Here is a 23,916-nt window from a genome sequence, read left to right on the forward strand (position 1 = left end):
GCCCGGCATCCCCGGTCCCCAAGATGGGAAGTGGAGGTGGGATGGCGGGAAAACTGCTCGTCATCGGGGGCGCGGAGAGTCACGACGCCGGCGATGACGAGATCCTCGAGCGCTTCGTGCTGCTCGCCGGCGGGGGTGACGCGCACCTTGTCGTGATCGCCACCGCGAGCGAGAGTCCGGGGGAGCGGGAGAAGGAGTACGCCGAGGTCTTCCACCGGCTCGGTGCCGCGCGCGTCACGGCGCTGCGGCTCGAGTCGCGCGAGGACGCCAACGGCGACCTGGCCGTGGCCGCGATCGAGCGCGCCACCGGCGTCTTCTTCACCGGCGGCGACCAGTTGCGCATCACCACCGTGGTCGGCGGCTCCAAGGTCGACTCGGCGCTGCACGCGCGGCTGGCCGAGGGCATGATCCTGGCCGGCACGAGCGCGGGCGCCGCCATGATGTCCAGCACCATGATCCTCGGCGGGAGCGTCGCCTCGGTGAGCACGACCAGCGTGCGGACCGGCCCCGGCATGGAGTTCCTGCCCGGCGTGCTCATCGACATGCACTTCGCCGAGCGCGGGCGGCTCAACCGGCTGCTCAGCGCCATCGCCATGTTCCCGCACGAGCTCGGGCTCGGCATCGACGAGAACACCGCCATCCTCGTCGACGGCGAGGTCTTCGAGGTCCTCGGCCACGGCACGGTCACCGTGATCGACGCCGGCCAGGCGCGCGACATCCACTGCCCCTCGGTCGGGTTCGCCGGAGAGGCCGGCGGCCCGATCGCGCTGTGGGGCGCCCAACTGCACGTCCTGCCGGCCGGACACCGGTTCAACCTGACCGAGCGGTCGCCGATGAGGAGAGCGGAAGAGGACAATGCGTATTGAAAGCAGCCGGCGCCTGCGGGGGCCCAACCGGTACCTCGCCCGCCCGGTCCAGGTGACCCGGGTGCTGCTCGATGGGCTCACCGGCCGCGAGACCTGCGACTTCCCGGGGCTGCCGGAGCGGCTGCTGGAGCTGCTGCCGGGGCTGGCCGAGCACCACTGCGCGGCGGGGGCGCCCGGCGGGTTCGTCGCGCGGCTGCACGGCGGCACCTACTTCGGCCACACCGCGGAGCACATCGCGATCGAGCTGTCCAACCTCATGGGCCGCGAGGTCAGCTTCGGCCGCACGGTGGGCACCGAGGACCCGGCCGCGTTCGACGTGATCATGGAGTGCCCCGTCGACGAGCCGCTTGAGTCCGAAATTTCCGAGAAACTGCTTGAAAAAGCCATTTCGCAGTTCGTGCTCCCGCTGACTCGCGGCGAGACGCCCCCGGCGCTCGATCTGGCCGAGTTGCAGCGGCGGTACGAACGCGAAAAGCCGGGCCCGTCGACCGAGTCGATCGCCCAGGCCGCCCGCGGCCGCGGCATCCCCGTCGAGCGCATCGGCGACCTGAGCCTGCTGCGGCTCGGCTACGGGCGCCACCGGCGGCTGGTCTGGGCGGCGCTGACCGACCAGACCTCGGCCATCGGCGTCGACATCGCCGGGGACAAGGAGCTCACCCGCCGCCTGCTGGAGGACGCCGGCATCCCGGTCGCGGCGGGCGGGCCGGCCGACAACGTGGCCGAGGCGCTCAAGCTGTTCGAGGAGCTCGGCGCGCCGGTCGTGGTCAAGCCCCGCGGCGGGCGGCAGGGGCGGCACGTGTACCTCGGCGTCGACACCCCCGACGCCGTGCGCGCCGCCTTCAAGGCCGCGACCGCGGACGGCGGCGACGCCGTCGTCGAGCGCCAGGTCGACGGCCGCGACTACCGGGTGCTCACCGTCGGGGGCGAGATCGTCGCCGCCGCCGAGCGGGTCGCCGCGCACGTCATCGGCGACGGCCGCACCGACATCGCCGGGCTCATCGCCCGCGCGAACGAGGACCCCCGCCGCGGCGACGGGCACGCCCGCGCGCTCACCCGGCTCGCGGTCGACGAGGTCGCCCACACGCTCCTGCGCCGGCAGGAGCTCGAGGTGGGGGACGTGCCCGAGGCGGGGCGGACGGTGTGGCTGCGCGACAACGCCAACCTGTCCACCGGCGGTACCAGCGTCGACGTGACCAAACTCGTGCACCCCTCGATCGCCGACCTGTGCCGCCGGGTCGCCGGCCTCGTCGGGCTGGACATCGCCGGGATCGACCTGCGGCTGCCCGACATCGCCGAGGAGCTGTCCCTGCGCCAGGGCGGGGTGATCGAGGTCAACGCCGCTCCCGGGCTGCGCATGCACCTGGAGCAGCACGACGTCGGGGCCGCGATCGTCGACGCGCTCTACCCGGCCGGGACGCCGTCGCGGATCCCGATCGTGGCCATCACCGGCACCAACGGCAAGACCACGGTGGCCCGGCTGACCGCGCGCCTGCTCGCCGGGGCCGGGCTGCGCGTCGGGCTGACCACGACCGACGGCGTGGTGGTGGGCGGGCGGCTGATCCAGCGCGCCGACGCGACCGGCCCCCGCTCGGCCCGCGTGGTGCTCGGCGACCCGACCGTCGACGCGGCCGTGCTCGAGACCGCGCGCGGCGGGCTGCTGCGCCAGGGGCTCGGGTACGACTGGAGCGACGTCGGCATCATCACCAACCTCTCCTCGGACCACCTCGGCCAGGACGGCATCGAGAGCGTCGAGGAACTCGTCGACCTCAAGTCGGTCGTGGCGGAGCGGGTGCGCGAGGGCGGCGCGGTGGTGCTCAACGCCGACGACCCGAGGAGCCGCGAGCTGGAGTTCCCCGGTCGCGAGATCATCTGGTGCTCGCTCGACCCGCGCAACCCGCTGGTGCGCCGGCACTGGGACTCCGGCGGGCGGGCGTACCTGCTCGCCGACGGCTGGCTCGTCGAGCTGGCCGGCCGTCGGTGGGTGCCGCTGCTCGCCGCGAACGAGCTCGGCGGCGGCTTCGGCGGCGCCGCCCGGCACCTGGTCGCCAACGCGCTCGCCGCCGCGGCCGCGGCCCGGGTGCTCGGCGTAACCACCGCCCAGATCGCCGACCGGCTGCGCCGCTTCGGCACCGACCCGGCCGACAACCCGGGCCGGGGCATGCTGCTGCGCTGCGGCGACGTCGACGTGCTGGTGGACTACGCGCACAACCCGGCCGCCATCGCCGCCGTCAGCGACCTGGTCGAGCGGGTGTGGGGTTGCGAGCGCGCGGTCGCCGCGATCACGCTCCCCGGCGACCGCCGCGACGACCTGCTGCGCGAGTCCGCGACGGTGGTCGGGTCGAGGTTCGGGCGGGTGGTGCTCTACGAGGACGCCGACCGCCGCGGCCGGGCCCCCGGCGAGGTGCCCGGGATCGTCCGCGACGAGCTGCTGCGGGCCGCGCCCGAGACCGCCTGCGTCGAGGTGCGCACGGTCGACGAGGCGGTGCCGGCGGCCCTGGCGATGGCGCGGCCCGGGGATGTCGTCCTGCTTCTGTACGAGAAGATCGAGCCCCTCCTCGCCCTCCTCGAGGCCCACGGCGCTCACCCGGCGGCCGATTTCCGTGTGACCGAGGTGAATCTGGGAATGACCATGGCGTGGACGGGAATCGCCTGAGTGGAGCACGTTACCGGCTGATCGAGCCCCTGGGCACGGGCGGTATGTCCGTTGTCTGGCGCGCCTTCGACGAGGTGCTCGAGCGACCCGTGGCGGTCAAGCTCCTGGCCTCGAAGCTGCTCGCCGACCCCGACTCCCGCCGGCGCATCCAGGCCGAGGCGCGGGCCGCCGCCCTGCTCAGCCACCCGCACATCGCGCAGGTGTACGACTTCGGCCACGGCCCCGACGGCGTGCCCTACGTCGTGATGGAGCTGGTCACCGGCCGCTCGCTGGAGGAGGTCGGCCCGCTGGCGCCCGAGACGGTCCTGCGCACCGGGGCCGAGCTGGCCGCGGCGCTCGCGGCGGTGCACGCGCGAGGGCTCGTGCACCGCGACGTCAAACCGGCCAACGTGATGCTCACCGAGGGCGGGGCCAAGCTCGTCGACTTCGGCATCTCCGCGGTCGCGGGAGACGACAGCGACATCGGCGGGCATATTCTCGGTACCCCCGCCTACCTGGCCCCGGAGCGCATTCGCGGGCTGCCCACCACCGCGGCGACCGACGTCTATGCGTTGGGGCTGCTGCTGTACCGCGCCCTCGCCGGCCACTTCCCGTGGCCCGAGGGCGCGAGCACGACCGGCGTGCTGGAGGCGCACCGCCGCACGCGCCCGGCGCCGCTGCCCGAGGACCTGGTCGACGCGCCGGTGGCGGCGGCCATCACCCGGTGCCTGGCCAAGGCGCCCGAGAACCGCCCGTCCGCCGCCGAGATGGCCGGCGTCCTGGCCGGCTTCCTGACGCTGGAGGCCCCCGTCCCCTCCGAGCCGGACGCGCCGGTGCTGGAGGAGACCCGGCGCGTGCTCTTCCCGCGGCAGGTGCGCGGCCGCGTGCTGGTGGGCGGCGCCGTGGCGGCCGCGGCCGTCGGCGTGCTGGCCCTGTCCACCTCGGGCAGCGCGGCCGAGTCGGCGCGGCCCGCCTCCGGTCCCGAGCTCTCCTCGGCCTCGGCTCCGGCGCCGGTCGACTGCACCGTGGAGTACTCGGTGCGCACTGAGCACGCGGGCAGCTTCAACGCCGACCTGCGGCTCAAGGCCGCGGGCGGCACCGGCGGCTGGAGCCTCAGCTTCCGCCTGCCCGACGGCCAGGCGATCGGCGCGATCGACGGGGCAACCTGGCACCAGGACGGCGCAACGGTCCTGCTCGGCGGCGGAGACCTGGCCTCCGACCTGTCCGCCGGCGCCGACTTCACCGTCGCGGGCGCCTACCGCGACACGTCCGCGCTGCCGAGCGACTTCGCGCTCAACGGCGCCGCCTGCCGTTCGGTCCTCGTCGCCCCGGCCGCGCAGGTCGTGGTCACCACGGTCGCCCCGCCCCCCGCCACGAAGGCCGCCCCGCCGAAGCCGCCGGTCGAGAAGGGCCCGGGGAAGCCGGCGAAGAAGGACAACGGGAAAAAGGGAAAGGGAGAGGACGATTGACCCTTTCGTAAGCTGATCGTCGTTTTGTAAGTTATGGCGTGCAACCTTCCTGACTGGTACACAAGTCTGATCCTCGTGGCGTCCCATCGATTTAGGGTCGCCTCGCCGTAGGGTGTTGGGGTCGAAGGTAGGAGGCGCCGTGCGGTTCGAGATCAGCCGGGTCATGGACACCATCGAGCAGCGGCTGACCACGGACGTGACCTTGGCGCAGGCCGTGGTCGACCTGGCGGAGGTCGCCCGTTTCGTGGCGCTGGACGGCGGCCGCCCCATCAATCTCCTGCGCCTCGGCATGGTGGTCGACGCCCTGAGCCGCTACCTGATCGACGCCGGCGCGATGCTCTACCCCGTGGCCGGCCGCGAGGTCCTCTCCGAGGCCGCGCTCACGTCGAAGGAGCGCATGGTCCTGGGCCGCTGGGCCGACGACGGCCTGATCGAGGTCACCCCGGTGGTGGCCGACCGCCCCGCCGAGATCGCCGACTTCACCGGCCTGCCGCTCATCGTGGTGCGCGACCTGCCCCAGCAGGCGACCCGCTTCCCGTGGATCGCCGACAGCCCCGAGCGCCTGCTGCGCCTGACCCCCCGGGCCGGCGGCGCGGTGCTGACGCCGGGCGGCGAGCCGACGCCGCCGAAGGACGGCAAGGAGCGCCTGGTGGTCGTGGGCAAGGCGACGCTGCCGATCGTCCCGCCCGACCCGGACGACCCCGCGACGGAGAAGGAGATGGCCGAGCCGGCTCCCGCCACTGATCCGCCTGCCGTTCCGACTCCCGTTCCGACTCCCGCTCCGACTCCCGCTCCGCCTGCCGCTCCGCCTGCCGCTCCGCCTGCCGCTCCGCCTGCCGCGGAGCAGCAGGGCGGCCGCCCGGACGGCCTGCAGTCCTTCACCGCGCGCGGCTCCCAGCGGTTCGGCCGCACCCGAGTAGTGCGCCGCCGCTTCACCAGAGCCGACCCCAGCGGCGTCGGCGCCTCGCTGATGGCCCGCGAGTGGCGCTGCAAGGAGCCGGACTGCCCCGCCTTCGGCGAGTCCCGCCGCATCGGCCAGCCGGTCCCGAGAATGCGAGCCGGGATGCCCGCCTGCCCCCGCCACGGCGAGCCCGTGAAGGACATCGGCCCGCGCCCACCGGCGTTCGCCGTGGCCGTGGTCGTGGACGACCTGGCCCGCCGCCGCTTCGTGGTGGCCACGGACCACCCGGTGCGCGTCGGCAAGGACCCGAAGAACCCCGACGACATCTCGGTAGCGACCTGGCTGCACGAGGCGGCCGCGGCGTGGATCGCGAAGGAGCACGTCAAGCTGGAGGTGGAGTCGGGCCACCTGAAGGTGACCGACACCAGCGAGAACGGCACCGTGATCTGGAAGCGCTCGTCCCCCGACATCAAGGAGGAGACGGAGCGCATCTACAAGAAGTCCTACCAGCTGGACGGGTGGGACTCGATCGAGCTCTACACCGGCGTGGAACTGGTGGTGGGCGACCACCGCCTGCAGACCGTGGTCGGCTCCGAACCGGCGTCGGTGCTGCTGGACGCCCCCACGGTAGCCATGCGCCTGGTCGACTGACCCCGCCCCGCCCGCACCAACTCGACCGTCGTACACATGTTCTATCCACAGGCTGTGGACGAACATGTGTACGAAGTGCTTGCCACCACGGACGTCGGGATTCCTGGCGGGAGCGACGGTCAGTTACCGACGCGGACCCGAGCCATCCGCTTCTGGCTCTTACTGCACGTCGACCGTGAACTCCGCGCGGTGGACGGCGCCGGACTTCTGGAACTCGAAGTACAGGCGGTATCGGCCCGGGCCCGGCGCGGACAGCCAGAACTTGACCGCGCCGCCGACGAGCTGGTCCTCGGGGTGGACGTGCAGGTAGCCGAGGTCGCCGTCGCGGATGACGACCAGGTGGCCGTAGGCGGCCAGCCAGCGCTCCAGGTCCGTCACCGGCGTCCCGTCGGCGAAGACGCGGAAGGTCAGCGGCTGGGTGGCATTGGCCCGCGGCGTGCCCTCGTAGGTGACCTTGAACGTGTCGGCGTCGGCCTCGCGTGCGGCCGGGGGGAGCGGCGTCGGTGTGTAGTTTCCGGGCACCGTCGCGTCGGTCGACAGCGTGAGCGGCAGCTGCTGGCCGGCCGGGTCGAGGGTCACGAAGTCGGCGTAGAGGCGCCAGATGCCCGGCGTGGGCAGCGTCAGCGGGACCGACCAGGTGCCGTCGGCGGCCATCTCCGGGTGCAGGTGCTGGAAGCCCGACAGGTCGTGCCGGGCCACGATGAAGTGCAGCAGCTTGTCGTGGTTCGGGACGAACTTGGTCACCGGCTTCCCGTCCTGGCCGACGATCTTGAAGGCGAAGGTCCGCTGGTCGCCCGCCGCGAAGGTCGGTGCCTCGGCCGGGATCAGCGTGAAGCCGCCCGCGCTCAGGGAGAAGCCGCCCAGGTCGCCGATGACCGCGCCGCCGTGCGAGTGCGACGGGATCGTCGTCGGGTCGGCCGTCGCGGCGGGCGTCGACTGCGGCGCGGTCGCGCGGGCTATGCCGAAGCCCAGCAGCAGGGCCGCGACCAAGCCGGCCGCCACGAACGGTCCCTTGAGCATCATGCCCGCCACCCTACCGGGGGAAGTTACGTCACTTATGTCCAAATTGTGGCGTTGGTGACACGTGGGGTTTTGCCGCAAGAACTTGCGCAGCGCCGCATCACTGGTCGTTGCCGGACTCATTCTCCTGGCGGCGCCCGGGACCGGGAACGCGGATCCTGCCGCGGACCGGCAACGGTCGCTCGCCAACGCCTGGCAGGAGCTCGAGGGTGTCATCGAACGGTACAACGCCGTTCGCGACGACCTGCGGGCCACCGACGCACGCCTGGAGCAGGTGAACTCGCGCCTGGGGCCGCTGCGCACCCAGGTCGACGCCGCCCAGCGCGAGACCGACGCGCAGGCCGCCGCGCTGTACCGCAGCGGCGCCGTCGGCTCGACCGCGGTGCTGATCTCGGCGGAGTCGCCCGAGGCCTGGATGGACCAGCTCGCGATGCTGGACCAGATCTCGCGCCGCCGCGTGGGTGCGCTCAAGGCGCTCAAGGACGCCCAGGCCCAACTCGACGCGCAGCTCACCGAGCTGACGACGCTGCAGCAACGGCAGCGCGCGCAGTCGGCCGAGCTGGGCCAGCGCAAGGCCGCGATCGAGGCGCAGCTGCGCCGGCTCGGGGGCTCGCGCACCGCGAGGGCGCCGTCGGGTGCGCTGCACGACGGGTACGTGCCGGTCTTCACCGCCGACGCGGCCGGGCAGGCGGTCAAGTTCGCGTTCTCGCAGCTCGGCAAGGTCTATCAGTGGGGCGCCGACGGGCCGAACAGCTACGACTGCTCGGGGCTCACGATGGCGGCGTGGAAGACGGCGGGAGTCGTACTGCCACACAACGCCGCCCGCCAGAAGCAGACGGTCAAGCCGATCACGCGGGCCGAGCTGCGCCCCGGTGACCTGGTCTTCTACTACAAGGACGTCAGCCACGTCGGGATCTACATCGGCGACGGGCGCGTGATCGAGGCGCCCCGGGCCGGTGAACGTATCTCCATGCGACTGATCGACTACGCTCCGGTGGTCGGATACGGGCGACCTCTGTGATCGACTCGGTTTTTGTCAGACCCCTCGGCTAGCGTCGGCAACGTGCGACAGGAAGCCACGGCAACACTCAAGAAGCTCGCCGGACCCAGCGCTGAGCTGCGCGAAGATCAATGGACAGCCATCGAGGCGCTGGTCGCCGGGCACCGCCGGGTGCTCTGTGTCCAGCGCACCGGGTGGGGCAAGTCCGCCGTCTACTTCGTGGCCACCGCCCTGCTGCGGGCCCGCGGCGCCGGGCCCACGGTGATCGTGTCGCCGCTGCTGGCCCTGATGCGCAACCAGGTCGACGCGGCCGCCCGGGCCGGGATCGCGGCCCGGACCATCAACTCCGCGAACCTCGAGGAGTGGGACGCGATCACCGCCGAGATCGCGGACGGCTCGGTCGACGTGCTGCTGGTCAGCCCGGAGCGGCTCAACAACCCGGCCTTCCGCGACGACGTGCTGCCCAAGCTGGCCGCGACCGCCGGGCTGCTCGTGGTCGACGAGGCGCACTGCGTCTCCGACTGGGGCCACGACTTCCGCCCCGACTACCGGCGCCTGCGCACGCTCCTGCTCGACCTGGCCCCCGGCACCCCGGTGCTCGCGACCACGGCCACCGCCAACTCCCGCGTCACCGCGGACGTCGCCGAGCAGCTGGGCGACGCGCTGGTCCTGCGGGGCTCCCTCGACCGCGAGTCCCTGCGCATGGGCTCGCTCTCGCTGCCCTCCCCGTCGCACCGGCTCGCCTGGCTCGGCGAGCACCTGCGCGACCTGCCCGGCTCCGGGATCATCTATACGCTGACCGTCGCCGGGGCCCACGAGACGGCCGCGTTCCTGCGCTCGCAGGGCTACGACGTCGCCGCCTACACGGGCAAGAGCGAGGACGCCGACCGCCGCGACGCCGAGGCCGACCTGCTCGGCAACCGCATCAAGGCGCTCGTGGCCACCTCGGCGCTCGGCATGGGCTTCGACAAGCCGGACCTCGGGTTCGTGGTGCACCTGGGCGCGCCCTCGTCGCCGATCGCCTATTACCAGCAGGTCGGCCGGGCCGGTCGCGCCGTCGAGAAGGCCGACGTGCTGCTGCTGCCCGGCAAGGAGGACGGGGACATCTGGCGATACTTCGCCTCGCTCGCGTTCCCGCCCGAGCACCAGGTCCGCGCGGTCATCGACGTCCTCGCCGACGCGGGGCGCCCGCTGTCCATCCAGGCCCTGGAGCCGCGGGTCGAGCTGCGCCGCGGCCGCCTCGAGCTGATGCTCAAGGTCCTCGACGTCGACGGCGCCGTCCATCGCGTGCGGGGCGGCGGCTGGGAGGCGACGGGCGCGCCCTGGCAGCACGACACCGAGCGCTATGCCCGCATCGCCGTGGCGCGGGAGGCGGAGCAGGAGGCGATGCGGCAATACGCGGCGCTGACGACGTGCCGCCTGGAGTTCCTGCGCCGCCAGCTCGACGACCCGGAGGCCGCGCCGTGCGGGCGGTGCGACACGTGCACGGGGCCGTGGTATGCGACGACGGTCTCCCCCGAGGCCCTGGAGGCCGCCCGGGCCCACCTCGGCCGCGCCGGCGTCGAGATCGCGCCCCGCAAGCTGTGGCCGACGGGCCTGCCGGCCGTGGGCGTGCCGCTCAGCGGCAAGATCCCGCCCGCCGAGCAGTCGCTGCCGGGCCGCGCGATCGGCCGCCTGAGCGACCTCGGCTGGGGCGAACGCCTGCGGACGGTTCTGAACGGCCCCGACGCCCCGCTGCCGGACGAGCTCTTCAACGGCGTCGTGGCCACCCTCGCCGAGTGGGCCAAGGGCGACGCGAGGTGGGAGCAACGCCCGGCCGGCGTCGTGGTGCTCGGCTCCCAGCACGCCCCCGCCCTCGTATCGTCCCTGGGCACCCGAATCGCCGAGGTCGGCCGCCTCCCCCTGCTCGGCACCATCCCCGCCGCCCTGTCCTCGGACACGGCTTCGAGGACGAACAGCGCCCAACGCGTACGAGCCCTGCACGGCGCCTTCGACATCCCGCCCCAGCTGGCCGAGGCGGTGCGCTCAACGGACGGCCCAATCCTGCTGGTCGACGATCTGGTCGACAGCGGCTGGACCATGGCCCTGGCCACGCGCGCTCTTCGCCTGGCCGGCGCCCGGGCGGTGCTGCCGTTCGCCCTGGCCCTGACCGCCTGACACTCCGCACACCAACACCACGTCGCGTTCACGGCCCGGCCGAGCCCACGCGGGCCGCGGCCGGCCCGCCGCTTCGCTGCTTTGCGGCATGGCCCGGCCCGGCCACGGTCTCGCGGGGCCACGCCGGGCCGCCGTTTCGCCGCTGCACGACGGCCTCGCGGGGCCACGCCGACCGCCGCTTCGCGAGCACCGTCTGGCCACGGCCACGCTTCGTCGCTTCGCGAGCGCGACCCGGTCACGGCCTCGCAGGGTCACGGCGGCCGGGCCGGTTCGCGGCCTCGCGGGCGCCGTCCGGCTGCGGGCCTCGCTTCGCTGCTTCGCGAGTGCGGTCCCGATGGTGGCCACGGCGGCCCGCCGCTTCGCTGCTTCGCGGGCGCCGTCCGGCCCGGTTCGCGGGTGCGGTCTCGATGGTGGCCACGGCGGCCCGCCGCTTCGCGGCCTCGCGAGCGCCGTCCGGCCCGGGCCGTGCGGGGCCGCTGGGCCGTCAGTTCGCTGCTTCGCGAGCGCGGTCCGGGCACGGCCACGCAGGGCCACGCCGACCCCCATCGCGGGCCACGGTCGCGGGCCGGACTCCGCCGGACGGCTTTCGCCCCGACGCGGGCCGCGATCCGGAGCGGACCCCGCCCTGACGCGGGCCGCGACGGTGCCTGAGTGACTCGCTGTTCGGGGGAGGTGCGACGGTGCCTGCCGCTCGATCCGCCACAGCGGCGCGTCGGTCGGCGGGGTGCCCGAGTGACTCGCTGTCCGTGGAAGCCGGCGACGAGGACCCCGGCCCGGCTCTTGCCACCGCGGGGGCCGGGATTCCTGGCGGGAGCGACGGCCAGTTACTGACGTGGACCCGAGCAATCAAAAGGGCGAGCCCATACGGACCCGCCCTCTTGATCGTCTTTTCCTACTCCGCGGCGCTGTCGCCCTCGCCGCTTCCGCCTCGCCCGCGACCGCCCCGGCGCCGGCGACGCCGGGCGCGCCCGGCACCACCCTCGTCAGAGGTCACGGCCACGGCCGAACCGTCCTCAGTCGCGGCGGCGGAAGCAACCGCGGCCGACGACTCGGCGTGCTCGGCCGCGTCCACCTCGCCCCGGCGCCGGCGGCGGCGCGGACGGCGCGCCTCGGTCGGCTCGGCGGTCTCGGTGGCCGTGGCGGCCGGGGCCGACGACCGCGAACGTCCGCGGCTCGTCCGCGCGGCCCGTCCGCGCGGCTTGCCCTCGATGTCCTCCAGCTTCTCCGCCGACAGGCCCGCCCGCTTGCGGTCGGCCGTCGGCAGGGAGCCGGTGGTGCCCTCGGGGATGCCGATGTCGCTGAGCAGGTGCGCCGAGGTGTGGTACGTCTCCGGCGGCTCCGGCAGCTCCATGCCCAGGCTCTTGTCGATGATCCGCCAGCGGGGCATGTCTTCCCAGTCCACGAACGTCACCGCGACGCCGGTCGCGCCGGCCCGGCCGGTGCGGCCGATGCGGTGGGTGTACGTGTCCGGGTCTTCCGGGCAGTCGTAGTTGATCACGTGCGTGACGCCCGAGACGTCCAGGCCGCGGGCGGCCACGTCGGTCGCGACCAGCACGTCGATCTTGCCGGCCCGGAACGCGCGCAGGGCCCGTTCGCGGGCGCCCTGGCCCAGGTCGCCGTGCACGGCCGCGGCCGCGAAGCCGCGGAAGTCCAGGTCCTCGGCGACCCGGTCGGCGGCCCGCTTGGTGCGGCAGAAGATCATCGTGAGCCCGCGGTCGGTCGCCTGCAGCACCCGCGCCACGATCTCGATCTTGTTGAGCGGGTGGGTGCGGTAGACGAACTGCTTCGTCAGCGGCGACGGGCCGGTGTTCGCGTCGTGGTGCGCGTGGATCGTCATCGGCTGGCGCAGGAACCGCCGCGCCAGGGTCACGATCGGGTCGGGCATCGTGGCCGAGAAGAGCATCGTCTGGCGCTCCTCCGGCAGCAGCGTCAGGATGCGCTCGACGTCGTCGAGGAAGCCGAGGTCGAGCATGCGGTCGGCCTCGTCGAGCACCAGCGCGCGCACGGCGTGCAGGCGCAGGTGCTTGCCCTTGGCCAGGTCGAGCAGGCGGCCGGGGGTGCCGACCACGATCTCGACGCCGTTGCGCAGCGCCTCGACCTGCGGCTCGTAGGCCACTCCGCCGTACAGCGGCAACACCCGCACGCCGCGGGTCTTGCCGGCCGCCGCGATGTCGCGGGCGACCTGGAGCCCCAGCTCGCGGGTCGGCACGACGACGAGTGCCTGGGGCAGCCCGTCGGCGCCCTCGCCGGGGGCGGTGACGCGGTCCAGCAGCGGTACGCCGAACCCGAGGGTCTTGCCGGTGCCGGTCGGCGCCTGCCCGATCAGGTCGGTGCCCCGCAAAGCGATGGGCACGGCGTATTCCTGGATCGCGAAGGCGCGGGTGATGCCGACCGCCTCGAGCGCGGCCACGGTCTCGGGCCGCGCGCCCAGGTCGGCGAATGATGGTGAGTCGCCGCGCACAGGCGCGCGGGGGGCCACCGTCTCGGCGGCCTCAGTGTTGTCGATCGTCATGTTGTGCTCGGGGTGTCTCTCTCGCGGGAGCGCCCCTGAACTGCCGGGTGCGCTCGATCTGTGTGGGGCGCGGGCCACACGCGACCGTTTGACTGCGGTCGCGGGCTACAAGCGCCGGTCTGCCTGGGCTAGGGTCCGCCCGGGCTCATTTCGGCCATTGTACCGACACCATGACGGATCCGCTCACAACACTGCGTGCTGCCCGTCAGACGTTTCGGCGCGGTACTGTGCCGACGTGTCCGATGTCACCCCGGCCGTCCGGTCCGGCGAAGCGACCGGCCCCGCGGCCGAGGCGGTCGTCGATCTGCTGGGCATGCTCGCGTACGGCGAGCTGGTCGCCTTCGACCGCATGGCCGCCGACGCCCGCCTCGCCCCCGACCTGCACCGACGCGCCGTGCTCAGCGAGATGGCGGCCCGTGAGATCGTCAACTACCGCCGTCTGGCCGACCGCCTCGCCGAGCTGGGCACCGACCCCGAGGCGGCGATGGCCCCCTACGTCCGCGCGCTGTCGGACTACCACGAGCAGACGGAGCCCAAAGACTGGCTCGAGGGCCTGACCAAGGCCTACGTCGGCGACGGTATCGCGGACGACTTCACCCGCGAGGTCGCCGCCGTGCTCGAGGCCCCCGACCGCGACCTCATCCTCGACGTGCTGCACGACTCGCGCCACGCCGACTTCGCAGCCGACGAGTTGCGGGCCGCGATCGCGATCGACCCGAAGGTGGCCAATCGCCTGTCGATGTGGGCCCGCCGCCTTGTTGGTGAGGCGATCTCCCAGTCGCTGCGGGTGGCCGCCGAGCGGCCGTCGCTCGGGACGCTTCTGGCTGTGCACGGTACCGATGTTCCGGCCCTGCTGAAGCGCCTGACCTCGGCTCACACCGCGCGCATGGGCGCCGTGGGGCTGAACAACTAGGTGGGCGGTCGGCTCGATATGTCGGGCGCTCCGCGCCGCGACATATCGGATTTTTCGCCCGCCAGGGCATATGTCGGTATTCGCAGTGGGTCGGTTGGCGCCCGGCGGCGAGGTGAGGACGGGGGCGGCCGGCAACCAGCAGGGGCGCGACGAGTCGCGGCGCCGGTCGCCTACTCGACACGGTCCAGCGCCGCGCCCGCCTCGCCGTGCGGCGCGGGCTCGCCGGAGCACCCCGAAGCGCCGTCGGGCCACCTCGCCGACCGACACCACCTGCACCCGCCAGGCTGGGTGGTGCCGGCCGCGCCGCACAAAAAGCGACGAACGCGGCGCGGCGCCGTCGAAACGGATTTATCGGCCGTCGGGGTATAAGTCCGAAATGTCGCGGCGCGAAGCGCCCGACATTTCGCCCAACCAAGGCAAACGAAAAAGGGCCCCCGAACCAGGGAGCCCTCTAACGTTCAGCGCCGGTTCTCAGCGCGCAGCCGAGAACCCGACCGGCCGCGGCGACGACTCGGCGATCTCCACGTAGGCCAGCTTGCCGACAGGCACGATCACCCGGCGGCCCTTGTCGTCGACCAGGGACAGAACACCTTTATCGCCACCGTTGATCGCGTCGGTGACAGCAGACTCGACCTCGGCCGGCGACTGCGTGCTTTCCAGCACCAGCTCCCGAGGCGCGTACTGCACGCCGATCTTGACCTCCACGTCTTCCTCCTTGATCGGGCGCGACCGTGCTCAGGCCCGCACACCCAGTGTGGTTGAAGATTAACGCGATCAGGCGTGTTCGCCGTGCAAGGGGAAGCTCGCGATGCCGCGCCACGACAATGTGGTCAGCAGGGTCTCCGCCTCGGCCTTATCCACCTGGCGGCCGCCGGCCAGCCAGAAGCGCGCCGCGATCTCGGCCGCGCCGACCAGCCCCGACGCGAGGAGCTCGGCGCGGGCGCGGCTCACTCCGGTGTCGGACATGATCGTGTCGGTGATGGCCGCGATGCAGCCGGTCTCGACGCGGTCCACGCGCTCGCGCACGGCGGGGTCGTTGCGCAGGTCGGACTCGAAGACCAGCCGAAAGGCTTCGCTCTCGTGGTCGATGAAGTCGAAATACGCCTGGATCGCGCCCCGCACGCGGTCCTTGTTGTCCGTGGTCGCCTCCATCGCCGAGCGCACCCGCGAGACCATCGCGTCGCAGTGGGTGTCGAGCAGGGCGAGGTACAGCTCCAACTTGCCCGGGAAATGTTGATACAAGACCGGCTTCGAAACGCCCGCTCGCTCCGCGATGTCGTCCATCGCCGCGGCGTGGTATCCCTGGGCCACGAACACCTGCTGTGCCGCGGCGAGCAGTTGCTTTCGCCGGGCCGACCGGGGCAGCCGCACGGGCCGACCGGCCGACTGCGTGCCGCTCATCGCCGAGGTCATGTTCACCATCCGGATTTGGGTCGAGATTGCAACTTACCCCCTTTCAACCCACACGGTAGCCTCACCTAGGGGCGACGGAGGAGCGTGCGGTGGACGAAACAGGGCAAGCCGGTAGCCCGGACGCGGGCGGTGCATACCCTGGTGGCAGCCTTGGCCCGAATCCGGGCCTGGGTCGTGATCGTGCCGCATACCCGAACGGGCAGGTCAACGGCCAGACGCCGACCGACGACGCGCTCGAGGCGATCGTCTCGGCGTGGCGCGAGCCGGCCACCGGCGCGATCGCCGGGCGGGCCCAGGTGACGGGCGCGTTCAACATCTCGGGCATCAACGGTGGTCATGGCCTGGGGTCGAACGGCGTCAACGTCAACGGCGCGAACGGCTCGCCGAATGGGCACGGCACGAATAGCGCAAATGGGACCAATGGGGTCAACGGCGCCGGTCCGCGCGGGCGGGCCGAGGTGCGCAGTCCGTATTCCGACATGCTGGCCCCGATGAGCCCGCCGGTCTCCGCCCCGCCGCCGGTCCAGCCGCCCACCTCGACGCTGCACTACGGGCACTACGGCCCCGACGGGCAGGGCTGGCCGACCTCGAGCCCGACCGGCGAGACCAAGAGCGTTCCGCCGCCGCCCGCGCCCGGCACGGTTTACGGAGCCCTGTCAACGGAGCACACGGGTGAGGTGCGCCGACCGATCTCCGCCCAGCCGTCCTACGGCCAGCAGCCCTACGAGTACGAGCGGCCGAGCCGTGAGCTGCCCGCGGCCTACGAGACCAAGGCCTACGAGACCCAGGCCTACGACAACGCCACCTACGAGCAGCCGCAGTCCGCGCTCGATCGCGTCGCGGAGCAGCAGGCGCAGGCGCAGGTCCACGACCACTGGGGCTACCAGGGCGGGCAGTATCAGCCCCAGGAGCAGCGCCACTGGGCCCCCGAGCCCGCCCAGCCCGAGTTCGACTGGGCCGCCCCGAGCCAGCACCCGGCCGCCCCGGCCGAGTCGGTGCCGCCGCCTGCTCCCGTCCAGCCCCAGCAGGTGCCCACCCAGCGCGTCCCGGACAACGATCCGCTCGTCGGGCCGCTGCCGCCCGTCCTGCTCGGCTCGGCCACCACGATGGCGCCCGCCGAGCCGGTGATGCCGACGTTCGCCGACGACATGCGTCAGCCGGCCTACGAGCCGCTGGAGCTGCCCCAGCGGGTGCCCTCCGAGCCCGACGTCCCGCCGGTCCCGGCTGGGGAGCCGCCGACCGCCGCGGTCGGCGCGCCCGAGCTCACGCGGATCACCAACTACCTGCGCGAGGACGAGGACGGCGAGCCCGGCGACCCGGACGCCCGCCCCGACGGCTTCGACGTGCAGAGCGTCCTGCGGGCCGTGCAGACGGTCACCGGCGTGTCCCGGGCCAGCCTGCGCAAGAACGCCGACGGCCTGCACACCCTGCGCCTGGAGCTCGCCGACGAGGCCGATGCCGGGCAGGTCAGCCGGATCGTCGCGCGCATGCTCAACGACACGATGGGCCTGTCGGCCGAGCAGAACCCGCTGCTGCCCGAGGGCATGCCGGAGCCGGTCGCGTTCGCCTCCGAGGCGCCCGCCTCCGCGCCGGTGCCCTTCCCGCGGCCGCCGGCGACCGTCGCGCGCAACTCGCCACACAGCGCTCTGCCGGGCTACGGCCGCGAGGCCCGCCGCCGCCGGCCGGTGAGCAGCGGAGGGCGCAAGCCCGCCGCGACCGTCGAGAGCGCCGAGAGCGCCGAGAAGAAGGCACCCGCGCTCCTGCCGAACCCGGGGGCGATCGTCTCGCCGCGGGTCGTCATCGAGTCGGTGGACGTCAACACGCAGGGCATCGACGCGACCGTCGAGGTGCGCCTGACCGCCGACAACCAGCCGGCCGTCGGCGTGGCGAGCGGCCCGAACTTCGACGGCTACATGCTGAAGCTGGCCGCCCTGGCCGCCGCCTCCGCCGTCGACCAGCTGCTGATCGACACCGACGCCTCCGTCCGCGCGCGCTGTTACATCGAGCACGCCGCGGTCGTCGCGCTCGGCGGATGCGAGGTGGCGGTCGTCGTGCTGCTGCTGATGTATGACGGCTTTGTGGAGCAGCTCACGGGCTCGGCCGTGGTGTCGGCGGACGGCGACTCCCGCCAGGCGGTCGTGCGCGCGACATTGGCCGCCGTGAACCGGCGTTTGGAGGCTCTGCTGCCGTAGGCCGGGAATGCGGGGCACACTTGGGTCATGAAGCGAGCCACTCTTGTCCCGGAGTTCACGGTCCCGTCACCCGCGCGGTTGCCGGAGCGGTGGCCGGGACGAGAGGTCGAGCTCGACGGATCGGTGGCGTATGTCCGCGACACCCCGGCGCTGAGCGCGACGGCCGAGCCCGCCGTCTACGTGCACGGCCTCGGCGGCTCCTCGACCAACTGGACCGACCTGGCCGGCATCCTGGCCGCCCGCGAGGACGGCCTTGCGCTCGACGGCCAGGCGATCGACCTTCCCGGCTTCGGGTACAGCGGCCGCGCCCGCAGCTACACCCTCGACGCGATGGCGGACCACGTCATCCACTGGATCGAGCACAGCGACCGCGGACCGGTCCACCTGTTCGGCAACTCGATGGGCGGCGCCGCCATCGTCAAGGCCGCCGCGCGCCGCCCCGAACTCGTGCGCTCGCTCACGCTGATCTCCCCGGCGATGCCGTTCCTCGACCCGCGCCGCTCCCTGCAGGGCCGCGTGGTGCCGCTGCTCCTGCTGCCCAACGCGGCCCGGCTCGCCGCGCGCCACATGGCGTCCATGGAGCCCGAGGCGCTGGCGGACATGGTCATCGACTCCTGCTACGCCGACCCGACCCGCTATCCGGAGCAGCGCCGCCTGGAGGCCATCGAGGAGGCTCGCCTGCGCCATCAGGTGCCGTGGTACGCCGAGGCGTACGTCGGCAGCCTGCGCGGCCTGGTGAGCAGCTTCCTGCGGGCGTACCTGCCGGGAGAGGGATCCATCTGGCGCGCGGCCGCGAGGATCACCGCGCCCACCCTGGTCATCGCCGGGCGCCAGGACAAGCTCGTGGACATCCGCACGGCCCCGCAGGTGGCCCAGCTCATCCCGGACAGCCGGCTGATGATGCTCGAGGGCGTCGGGCACGTCGCTCAGATGGAAGTTCCACGCACCGTCGCCCGGGCCGTCTTCGGGCTCGTCGACGAGGTCGCGAACCCGGTTGCGGAACGGGTGCAGGAGGCGGTCCGCGCGCGCGTGGCCCGGGTGCGCATGGCAAGCTGAGCGTCGATGGTGAGCCGGCTGTTCTCTGACCGCCGGCGGGAGCCGGTTCCCCTGCCGAGCGACCCGACGGCCGCCCGCGAGGTGGTGCGCGCCCATCGCCATCGCCGCCGGATGGAGGCCCGCCGGCGGCGGTACCTGATCGCCGGGCTGATGGCCGGGGCCGGCATGCTCGCCGCGCTCGGCCTGACCCGGCAGCTGTTCTTCGCCGACGATCCCGAGCCCGCGCCGAAGACGGCCTCGCGTCACGAGGCGCCGATGATGGCGCCGCCCTCGCAGCCGGCCAGCCCGCCGCCTGAGGCCGGCGCGGCCAAGGGCGACGGCACGTTCTCCTACGCGACGACCGACGGGGCCGTGGTGGGGGCGGGCGGGGCGGTGAAGAAGTACCGCGTCGCCGTCGAGAACGGCGCCGAGCTGAAGGCCGACGACTTCGCCGCGGCCGTCGAGAAGACCTTTGCCGACCCGCGCGGCTGGACCGCGACCGGCCAGCTGCGGCTGCAGCGCGTCAAGGGCGAGGGCGCCGCCGACTTCACCGTGTTCCTGGCCACGCCGGTCACGTCCGAGGCGATGTGCGGCACGGCGGGGCTGCACACGGACGGGTACAGCTCCTGCCGCATCACCGGCAAGGTCATCATCAACCTGGCCCGCTGGAACACGGCCATCCCGGACTACGGCGCGCCGGTCGAGGACTACCGGACCTACGTCGTCAACCACGAGACCGGGCACGAGCTCGGCCACGGGCACGAGGCGTGCCCGGCCGCCGGAAGGCCCGCGCCGGTCATGATGCAGCAGACGTACGGCCTCAAGGGCTGCGTCGCCAACTCGTGGCCGTTCGTGGACGGTCAGGAGTACACAGGGCCTGAAGTGCCGTAGCTCACTCGGGTTCGGCGGTCTCGCGGGGCAGAATGAGAACCATGTCGCTGCCTCCTCTGGTCGAGCCCGCCACCGACCTGTCGGTGGACGAGGTCCGCCGCTACTCACGCCATCTGATCATTCCCGACGTCGGGGTGGCCGGGCAGAAACGACTCAAGAACGCGAAGGTGCTCTGTGTGGGCGCGGGCGGCCTGGGCTCGCCGGCGCTCATGTACCTCGCGGCGGCCGGGGTCGGCACGCTCGGCATCGTCGAGTTCGACACGGTCGACGAGTCGAACCTTCAGCGCCAGATCATCCACGGCCAGTCCGACATCGGCCGCCCCAAGGCCGAGTCGGCGCGGGACTCGGTGCTGGAGATCAATCCGTACGTCAACGTCGTGCTGCACAACGAGGCGCTCAGCAACGACAACGTGATGGAGATCTTCGCGCAGTACGACCTCATCATCGACGGCACCGACAACTTCGCGACGCGGTACATGGTCAACGACGCCGCGGTGCTGCTCGGCAAGCCCTACGTGTGGGGCTCGATCTACCGCTTCGACGGCCAGGCGTCGGTCTTCTGGGCCGAGCACGGCCCCTGCTACCGCTGCCTCTACCCGGAGCCGCCCCCGCCCGGGATGGTCCCGTCGTGCGCCGAGGGCGGCGTCCTCGGCGTCCTGTGCGCGTCGATCGGCGCGATCCAGGTGACCGAGGCCATCAAGCTCCTCACCGGCGTCGGCGACACGCTGCTGGGCCGCCTGATGGTCTACGACGCCCTGGAGATGTCGTACCGCAAGATCAAGCTCCGCAAGGACCCGAACTGCGCGATCTGCGGCGAGAACCCGACCGTGACCGGCCTCATCGACTACGACGACTTCTGCGGCGCCGTGTCGGACGAGGCCCAGGCCGCGACCGTCGGCTCCACGATCACCGCGACTGAGCTCAAGGAGTGGCAGGACTCCGGCAAGCCGATGGACCTCATCGATGTGCGTGAGCCGGCCGAGTGGGAGATCGTCCGAGTCCCCGGCGCCCGGCTCGTCCCCAAGGGCGAGATCCTCAACGGCAACGCCCTGTCCGACCTCCCTCAGGACAAGCAGATCGTCCTGTACTGCAAGAGCGGCGTCCGCTCCGCCGAGGCCCTGGCCGCGGTGAAGGCCGCGGGCTTCAAGGACGCCGTCCACGTGCAGGGTGGGGTGGTCTCCTGGGTGAAGACCGTCGACCCGTCCCTGCCGATTTACTAGTTCTCCAGGTCGTGATGTTCCCCGCCCGGCTCACCCATGTGGGGCGAGCCGGGCGGGCGGTAGCCTACGGCCCATGGTGGACCTTGACGCCGCGATCGGTTACGTAGTCGCCCACGGCGACTCCGTGGACCGAGCCCGCCTCGCCTGGCTGCGCACCGGCCAGCCCCCGACGGCGGACGTCCTGGACCGGGCCGAGACCGGCCAGGCGTCGACGGGCGGCTGGCCCGCGTATTTCGGCGCCCATGTGGCCTCGATCGACGCCACCTGCTTCCGCCTGGCCGAGCTCGACGACCTCGGCGCGATCAACCGCCCCGCGGCCCGCCGCGCCCTGTCCTGGCTGGCGCACAGCCAGCGCCCGGACGGCATGTGGGAAGAGGACGAGTCCCTGGCCGGCGTCGCTCCTCCATGGGCCCAGCCCGGCGACGACGAGGCCCGCCTGTTCCTCACCTGTAGCTCCGCGTACTGGCTGGTCATCGGCGGCCCCGCCCCCGGCGACGAGGACGAGCACGCCGCCCGGATCGCCCGCGCCGCGGAGGCCTTCCGCGCCTCGCTGCGCCCCGACGGCTCCTGGCCTTCGTTCCTCGTCACCGGCTGGCTGGGGTGCGCGGTGCTGTACCACCTCGGCTGGTTCTACGAGTCGGCGCAGATCCAGGTCGCTCTGGCCGACCGCGTCCCGACCATGACGGCCGCGGACACGGCCTGGCTGTTCTCGTCGCTGCGGCGCATCGGGCTGTCGACGGAGGACTGGCTGCTGGGCGCGGCGCGCAAGCGGCTGCTGGAGACCCAGCGCAGCGACGGCGCCTGGACCAGCGACGACGGGGACCAGTTCAACGTCCACACCACGCTGCAGGCCATCCGCGCCCTCCGCTGACGGGGGAGCGGACTGCAAATCCGCCGCGAAAGCTACAGAGGTTTGGACAGGGGCCTTCTTCATGTGTCTGGCCGGTCCGGCCGAATCCGGCCGGCCACGGCTGGTCGTGGGCGGATCGCGGTCAGATCGGTCTGTCCGCGCTGCGTGGAGCTGCGGCTTCGGTCATGAGAAGCTTGAGCCAGGTGTCGGCCGGGAGGTGGTCCGAGATGAGCGTCGCCGTGCTGGAGCACGTCGGTCCGTGGAGTGAGGCGGATTACCTCGCGCTCGGCGAGACGGTGGACCGGATCGAGCTGCTCGATGGGAGCCTGCTGGTGAGCCCCGCCCCGACGAAGCGCCATCAGCGTCTGTCCCGGCGGATCGCCAACGCTCTCGACGAGCCCGCTTCGGAGGCTGGCCTGGAGGTCTGGGAGGCGGTCAACGTCCGGCTGTATGCCGGCCGAATCGTCATCCCCGATCTGGTCGTAGCAGACACCGACGATGACGGCGCGATGACCGAGGCGTCCGAGGTCGTCCTGGTCGGCGAGGTCGTCTCGCCGGGCAACGCGTCGGCGGACCGCCTGCTGAAGATGCAGCTGTACGCGGCCGCGCAGATCGCGTGGTACTTGCTGGTCGAGCAGGATTCGGATGCGGTGCTGTTGCGGCTGTACCGCCTGGAAGGCGCGCACTACGTCGAGCACGCGTCAGCTACGAGCGGTGCCGTGCTTGCCTCGGACCGGCCGTTCGCGTTCCAGCTTGACACCGGGTCACTGGTAGGCCGGTAGCGCCTGGTACTGGTCGAGGATCGTCTGTCCGATCTAAGGGCAGCGGGACGGCCGGTGGCGTGTAAAACTCCTGATCATGCCGTCCAGAGCTCCCGACACTGGAAGGCTTCTGTAAATCCGTCGCGAAAGCTGCAGAGGTTCGAATCCTCTACCCGCCACCGGCAGTACAGAGAGGCCCGCGACCAAGGGGAAACCCAGGGTCGCGGGCCTCTCTCGTGGATCTCGCCCGTCGCGACCAATACGCGACCACGCTCCGGGCGGGCCCCACGCCGCTCGCCGCGTGCTGACCTGATGTAGCCCAGCCGAATCCGTGCGCTCTGTTGCGCAGACTAGGTCTGTAATGCAAAGCTATCTCCATGGAAGATAAGCCGGAAAGTCCTCGCGAGCTGCTGGCCGCCATGCGCGCCCTGACGCGCCAGGTCCGTGTCGCCCAGCGCGGCACCTGGTTCCCGCTGCTGGTCTTCGCGGCGATCACGCTGGTCGCGATACCCGTCTACCGGTACGTCCCCTACGTCGACGTCTTCGGCACCTGCCGATCCGGCCCGCAGGACAAGGTCTGCATGGGGCCCAACCCGGTCGAGCTCGGGTACTGGGTGGTCGCGCTGCTGCTCGCCTACGCGGCGATCGCGGCCTTCTACGTCAGGAAGTCCCGGCAGCGCGGCGTGGGGACCTCCATCCGCCCCTACGTCTTCGCCGGCGTCGCGTTGGCCATCGTGATGACGGCCATGTCGATCTGGTTCACGTTCCACCCGATCCTTCCCCCGCCCGCCGACCCGTCCTCCACCGATCCGGCGCGGATCGAGGCCGGGCCGGCCGTGTGGCTCGTGAACGGGCTGGCCAGTCCCCTGGCGGCGATCGGGCTGGCGCTGCTGGTGCTCGCCTGGGTCGAACGCTACTGGGCGCTGCTGGCGTACACCGTCGTCTACCTGGCGATCGGCATGGTGCAGGGCAACCAGGCCATCCGCTCGTCGTCGCCGTGGTTCTTCCTGCCGTACCTGCTCGTCCCGGCGGTGGTACTCCTCCTGGGCGCTGCGGCATTCGCCGTGTTCCGGCCGAGGCCCGAGGTTCGCGCGGGATGACCGACCATCCCGCCAACGGCCTCGACGACGTCGTCCACCAGCGCGTCCGGCTCGGCATCATGGCCATCGCCCACCAGGCCCGCCAGGTCGAGTTCGGCTTCCTCCGCACCACCCTGCAGCTGACCGCCGGCAACCTCGGGCAGCACCTGACCGTGCTGGAGAAGGCCGAGCTGATCCAGATCGAGAAGGGCTACGAGGGCAAGCGCCCGCGCACCTGGGTCACCCTCACCGCCGCCGGTCAGGCCGCCCTGCGCGACGAGATCTCCCACCTGAAGCAACTCATCCAGCAGGTCGAACAAGCGGAATCGCCGCCGACCGGCGGCGGGTGAGCAT

The 23,916-nt window shown here is 72.4% G+C and carries 19 protein-coding genes; 15 read left to right on the forward strand and 4 right to left on the reverse strand.

The window, feature by feature from the left end; all coding sequences use genetic code 11:
• Positions 1-41 precede the first annotated feature (41 nt).
• From ABT369_RS38185 to ABT369_RS38200, 4 genes are all read left to right on the forward strand, one after another.
• On the forward strand, positions 42-866 hold the full coding sequence (locus tag ABT369_RS38185; protein ID WP_350619771.1) for a cyanophycinase: 825 nt from the start codon (positions 42-44) through the stop codon (positions 864-866).
• Positions 856-3,519 carry a cyanophycin synthetase gene (cphA, locus tag ABT369_RS38190; protein WP_350619773.1) on the forward strand — a complete coding sequence of 888 codons (2,664 nt, stop codon included), beginning with the start codon at positions 856-858 and terminating at the stop codon, positions 3,517-3,519. Before ABT369_RS38185 ends, cphA begins: the two co-directional genes overlap by 11 nt.
• On the forward strand, positions 3,501-4,967 hold the full coding sequence (locus tag ABT369_RS38195) for a serine/threonine-protein kinase (protein ID WP_350619775.1): 1,467 nt from the start codon (positions 3,501-3,503) through the stop codon (positions 4,965-4,967). Before cphA ends, ABT369_RS38195 begins: the two co-directional genes overlap by 19 nt.
• A 139-nt stretch (positions 4,968-5,106) precedes the next feature.
• A complete protein-coding gene (locus tag ABT369_RS38200) occupies positions 5,107-6,519 on the forward strand; it encodes an FHA domain-containing protein (RefSeq protein WP_350619778.1) in 1,413 nt (470 codons plus the stop codon).
• A 159-nt stretch (positions 6,520-6,678) separates the two neighbouring features.
• Here ABT369_RS38200 and ABT369_RS38205 read toward each other — a convergent pair whose 3' ends face one another.
• The gene (locus tag ABT369_RS38205) at positions 6,679-7,542 is read right to left on the reverse strand and encodes a DUF8832 domain-containing protein (protein WP_350619780.1); all 864 of its coding nucleotides are present in this window, start codon (positions 7,540-7,542) and stop codon (positions 6,679-6,681) included.
• A gap of 82 nt (positions 7,543-7,624) precedes the next feature.
• On the opposite strand from ABT369_RS38205, the gene ABT369_RS38210 reads away from it, so the two are divergent.
• The gene (locus ABT369_RS38210) at positions 7,625-8,560 is read left to right on the forward strand and encodes a C40 family peptidase (protein WP_350619782.1); all 936 of its coding nucleotides are present in this window, start codon (positions 7,625-7,627) and stop codon (positions 8,558-8,560) included.
• A gap of 42 nt (positions 8,561-8,602) precedes the next feature.
• The gene (locus ABT369_RS38215; RefSeq protein ID WP_350619784.1) at positions 8,603-10,696 is read left to right on the forward strand and encodes a RecQ family ATP-dependent DNA helicase; all 2,094 of its coding nucleotides are present in this window, start codon (positions 8,603-8,605) and stop codon (positions 10,694-10,696) included.
• Positions 10,697-11,588: 892 nt separating this feature from the next.
• Here the strand turns inward: ABT369_RS38215 and ABT369_RS38220 are convergent.
• A complete protein-coding gene (locus tag ABT369_RS38220) occupies positions 11,589-13,208 on the reverse strand; it encodes a DEAD/DEAH box helicase (RefSeq protein ID WP_350619786.1) in 1,620 nt (539 codons plus the stop codon).
• Between the two features lie 235 nt (positions 13,209-13,443).
• Here ABT369_RS38220 and ABT369_RS38225 point away from each other — a divergent pair, with 235 nt between their 5' ends.
• Entirely contained in the window at positions 13,444-14,121 is a 678-nt protein-coding gene (locus tag ABT369_RS38225; RefSeq protein ID WP_350619788.1) for a ferritin-like fold-containing protein, read from the forward strand.
• 471 nt (positions 14,122-14,592) lie between these two features.
• Here the strand turns inward: ABT369_RS38225 and ABT369_RS38230 are convergent, their stop codons facing one another.
• Complete coding sequence (locus ABT369_RS38230) at positions 14,593-14,826, reverse strand: DUF3107 domain-containing protein (protein ID WP_350619790.1); 234 nt, start codon at positions 14,824-14,826, stop codon at positions 14,593-14,595.
• A 69-nt stretch (positions 14,827-14,895) separates the two neighbouring features.
• The gene (locus tag ABT369_RS38235) at positions 14,896-15,534 is read right to left on the reverse strand and encodes a TetR/AcrR family transcriptional regulator (protein ID WP_350619793.1); all 639 of its coding nucleotides are present in this window, start codon (positions 15,532-15,534) and stop codon (positions 14,896-14,898) included.
• Positions 15,535-15,623: 89 nt separating this feature from the next.
• On the opposite strand from ABT369_RS38235, the gene ABT369_RS38240 reads away from it, so the two are divergent.
• The 8 genes from ABT369_RS38240 (at position 15,624) to ABT369_RS38275 (ending at position 23,912) form a co-directional block, all read left to right on the forward strand.
• Positions 15,624-17,726 (forward strand): hypothetical protein, encoded by a 2,103-nt coding sequence (locus tag ABT369_RS38240; protein ID WP_350619795.1) that lies wholly within the window; start codon positions 15,624-15,626, stop codon positions 17,724-17,726.
• A 27-nt stretch (positions 17,727-17,753) separates the two neighbouring features.
• Positions 17,754-18,782, forward strand: coding sequence for an alpha/beta fold hydrolase (locus tag ABT369_RS38245; RefSeq protein ID WP_350619797.1), 1,029 nt, complete (start codon positions 17,754-17,756; stop codon positions 18,780-18,782).
• 6 nt (positions 18,783-18,788) lie between these two features.
• A complete protein-coding gene (locus ABT369_RS38250; RefSeq protein WP_350619799.1) occupies positions 18,789-19,652 on the forward strand; it encodes a DUF3152 domain-containing protein in 864 nt (287 codons plus the stop codon).
• 41 nt (positions 19,653-19,693) lie between these two features.
• Positions 19,694-20,872, forward strand: coding sequence for an adenylyltransferase/sulfurtransferase MoeZ (gene moeZ / locus ABT369_RS38255; RefSeq protein WP_350619802.1), 1,179 nt, complete (start codon positions 19,694-19,696; stop codon positions 20,870-20,872).
• A gap of 73 nt (positions 20,873-20,945) precedes the next feature.
• Positions 20,946-21,743, forward strand: coding sequence for a prenyltransferase/squalene oxidase repeat-containing protein (locus ABT369_RS38260; protein ID WP_350619804.1), 798 nt, complete (start codon positions 20,946-20,948; stop codon positions 21,741-21,743).
• 206 nt (positions 21,744-21,949) lie between these two features.
• Positions 21,950-22,504 (forward strand): Uma2 family endonuclease, encoded by a 555-nt coding sequence (locus ABT369_RS38265; protein ID WP_350619806.1) that lies wholly within the window; start codon positions 21,950-21,952, stop codon positions 22,502-22,504.
• Positions 22,505-22,860: 356 nt separating this feature from the next.
• Positions 22,861-23,583, forward strand: coding sequence for a hypothetical protein (locus ABT369_RS38270; RefSeq protein ID WP_350619808.1), 723 nt, complete (start codon positions 22,861-22,863; stop codon positions 23,581-23,583).
• Complete coding sequence (locus ABT369_RS38275; protein ID WP_350619810.1) at positions 23,580-23,912, forward strand: winged helix-turn-helix domain-containing protein; 333 nt, start codon at positions 23,580-23,582, stop codon at positions 23,910-23,912. The genes ABT369_RS38270 and ABT369_RS38275 overlap by 4 nt, the downstream gene beginning before the upstream one ends.
• Positions 23,913-23,916 lie beyond the last annotated feature (4 nt).

Origin of the sequence: Dactylosporangium sp. NPDC000244, assembly GCF_040300725.1 — a bacterium.
Classification (GTDB): Bacteria; Actinomycetota; Actinomycetes; order Mycobacteriales; family Micromonosporaceae; genus Dactylosporangium.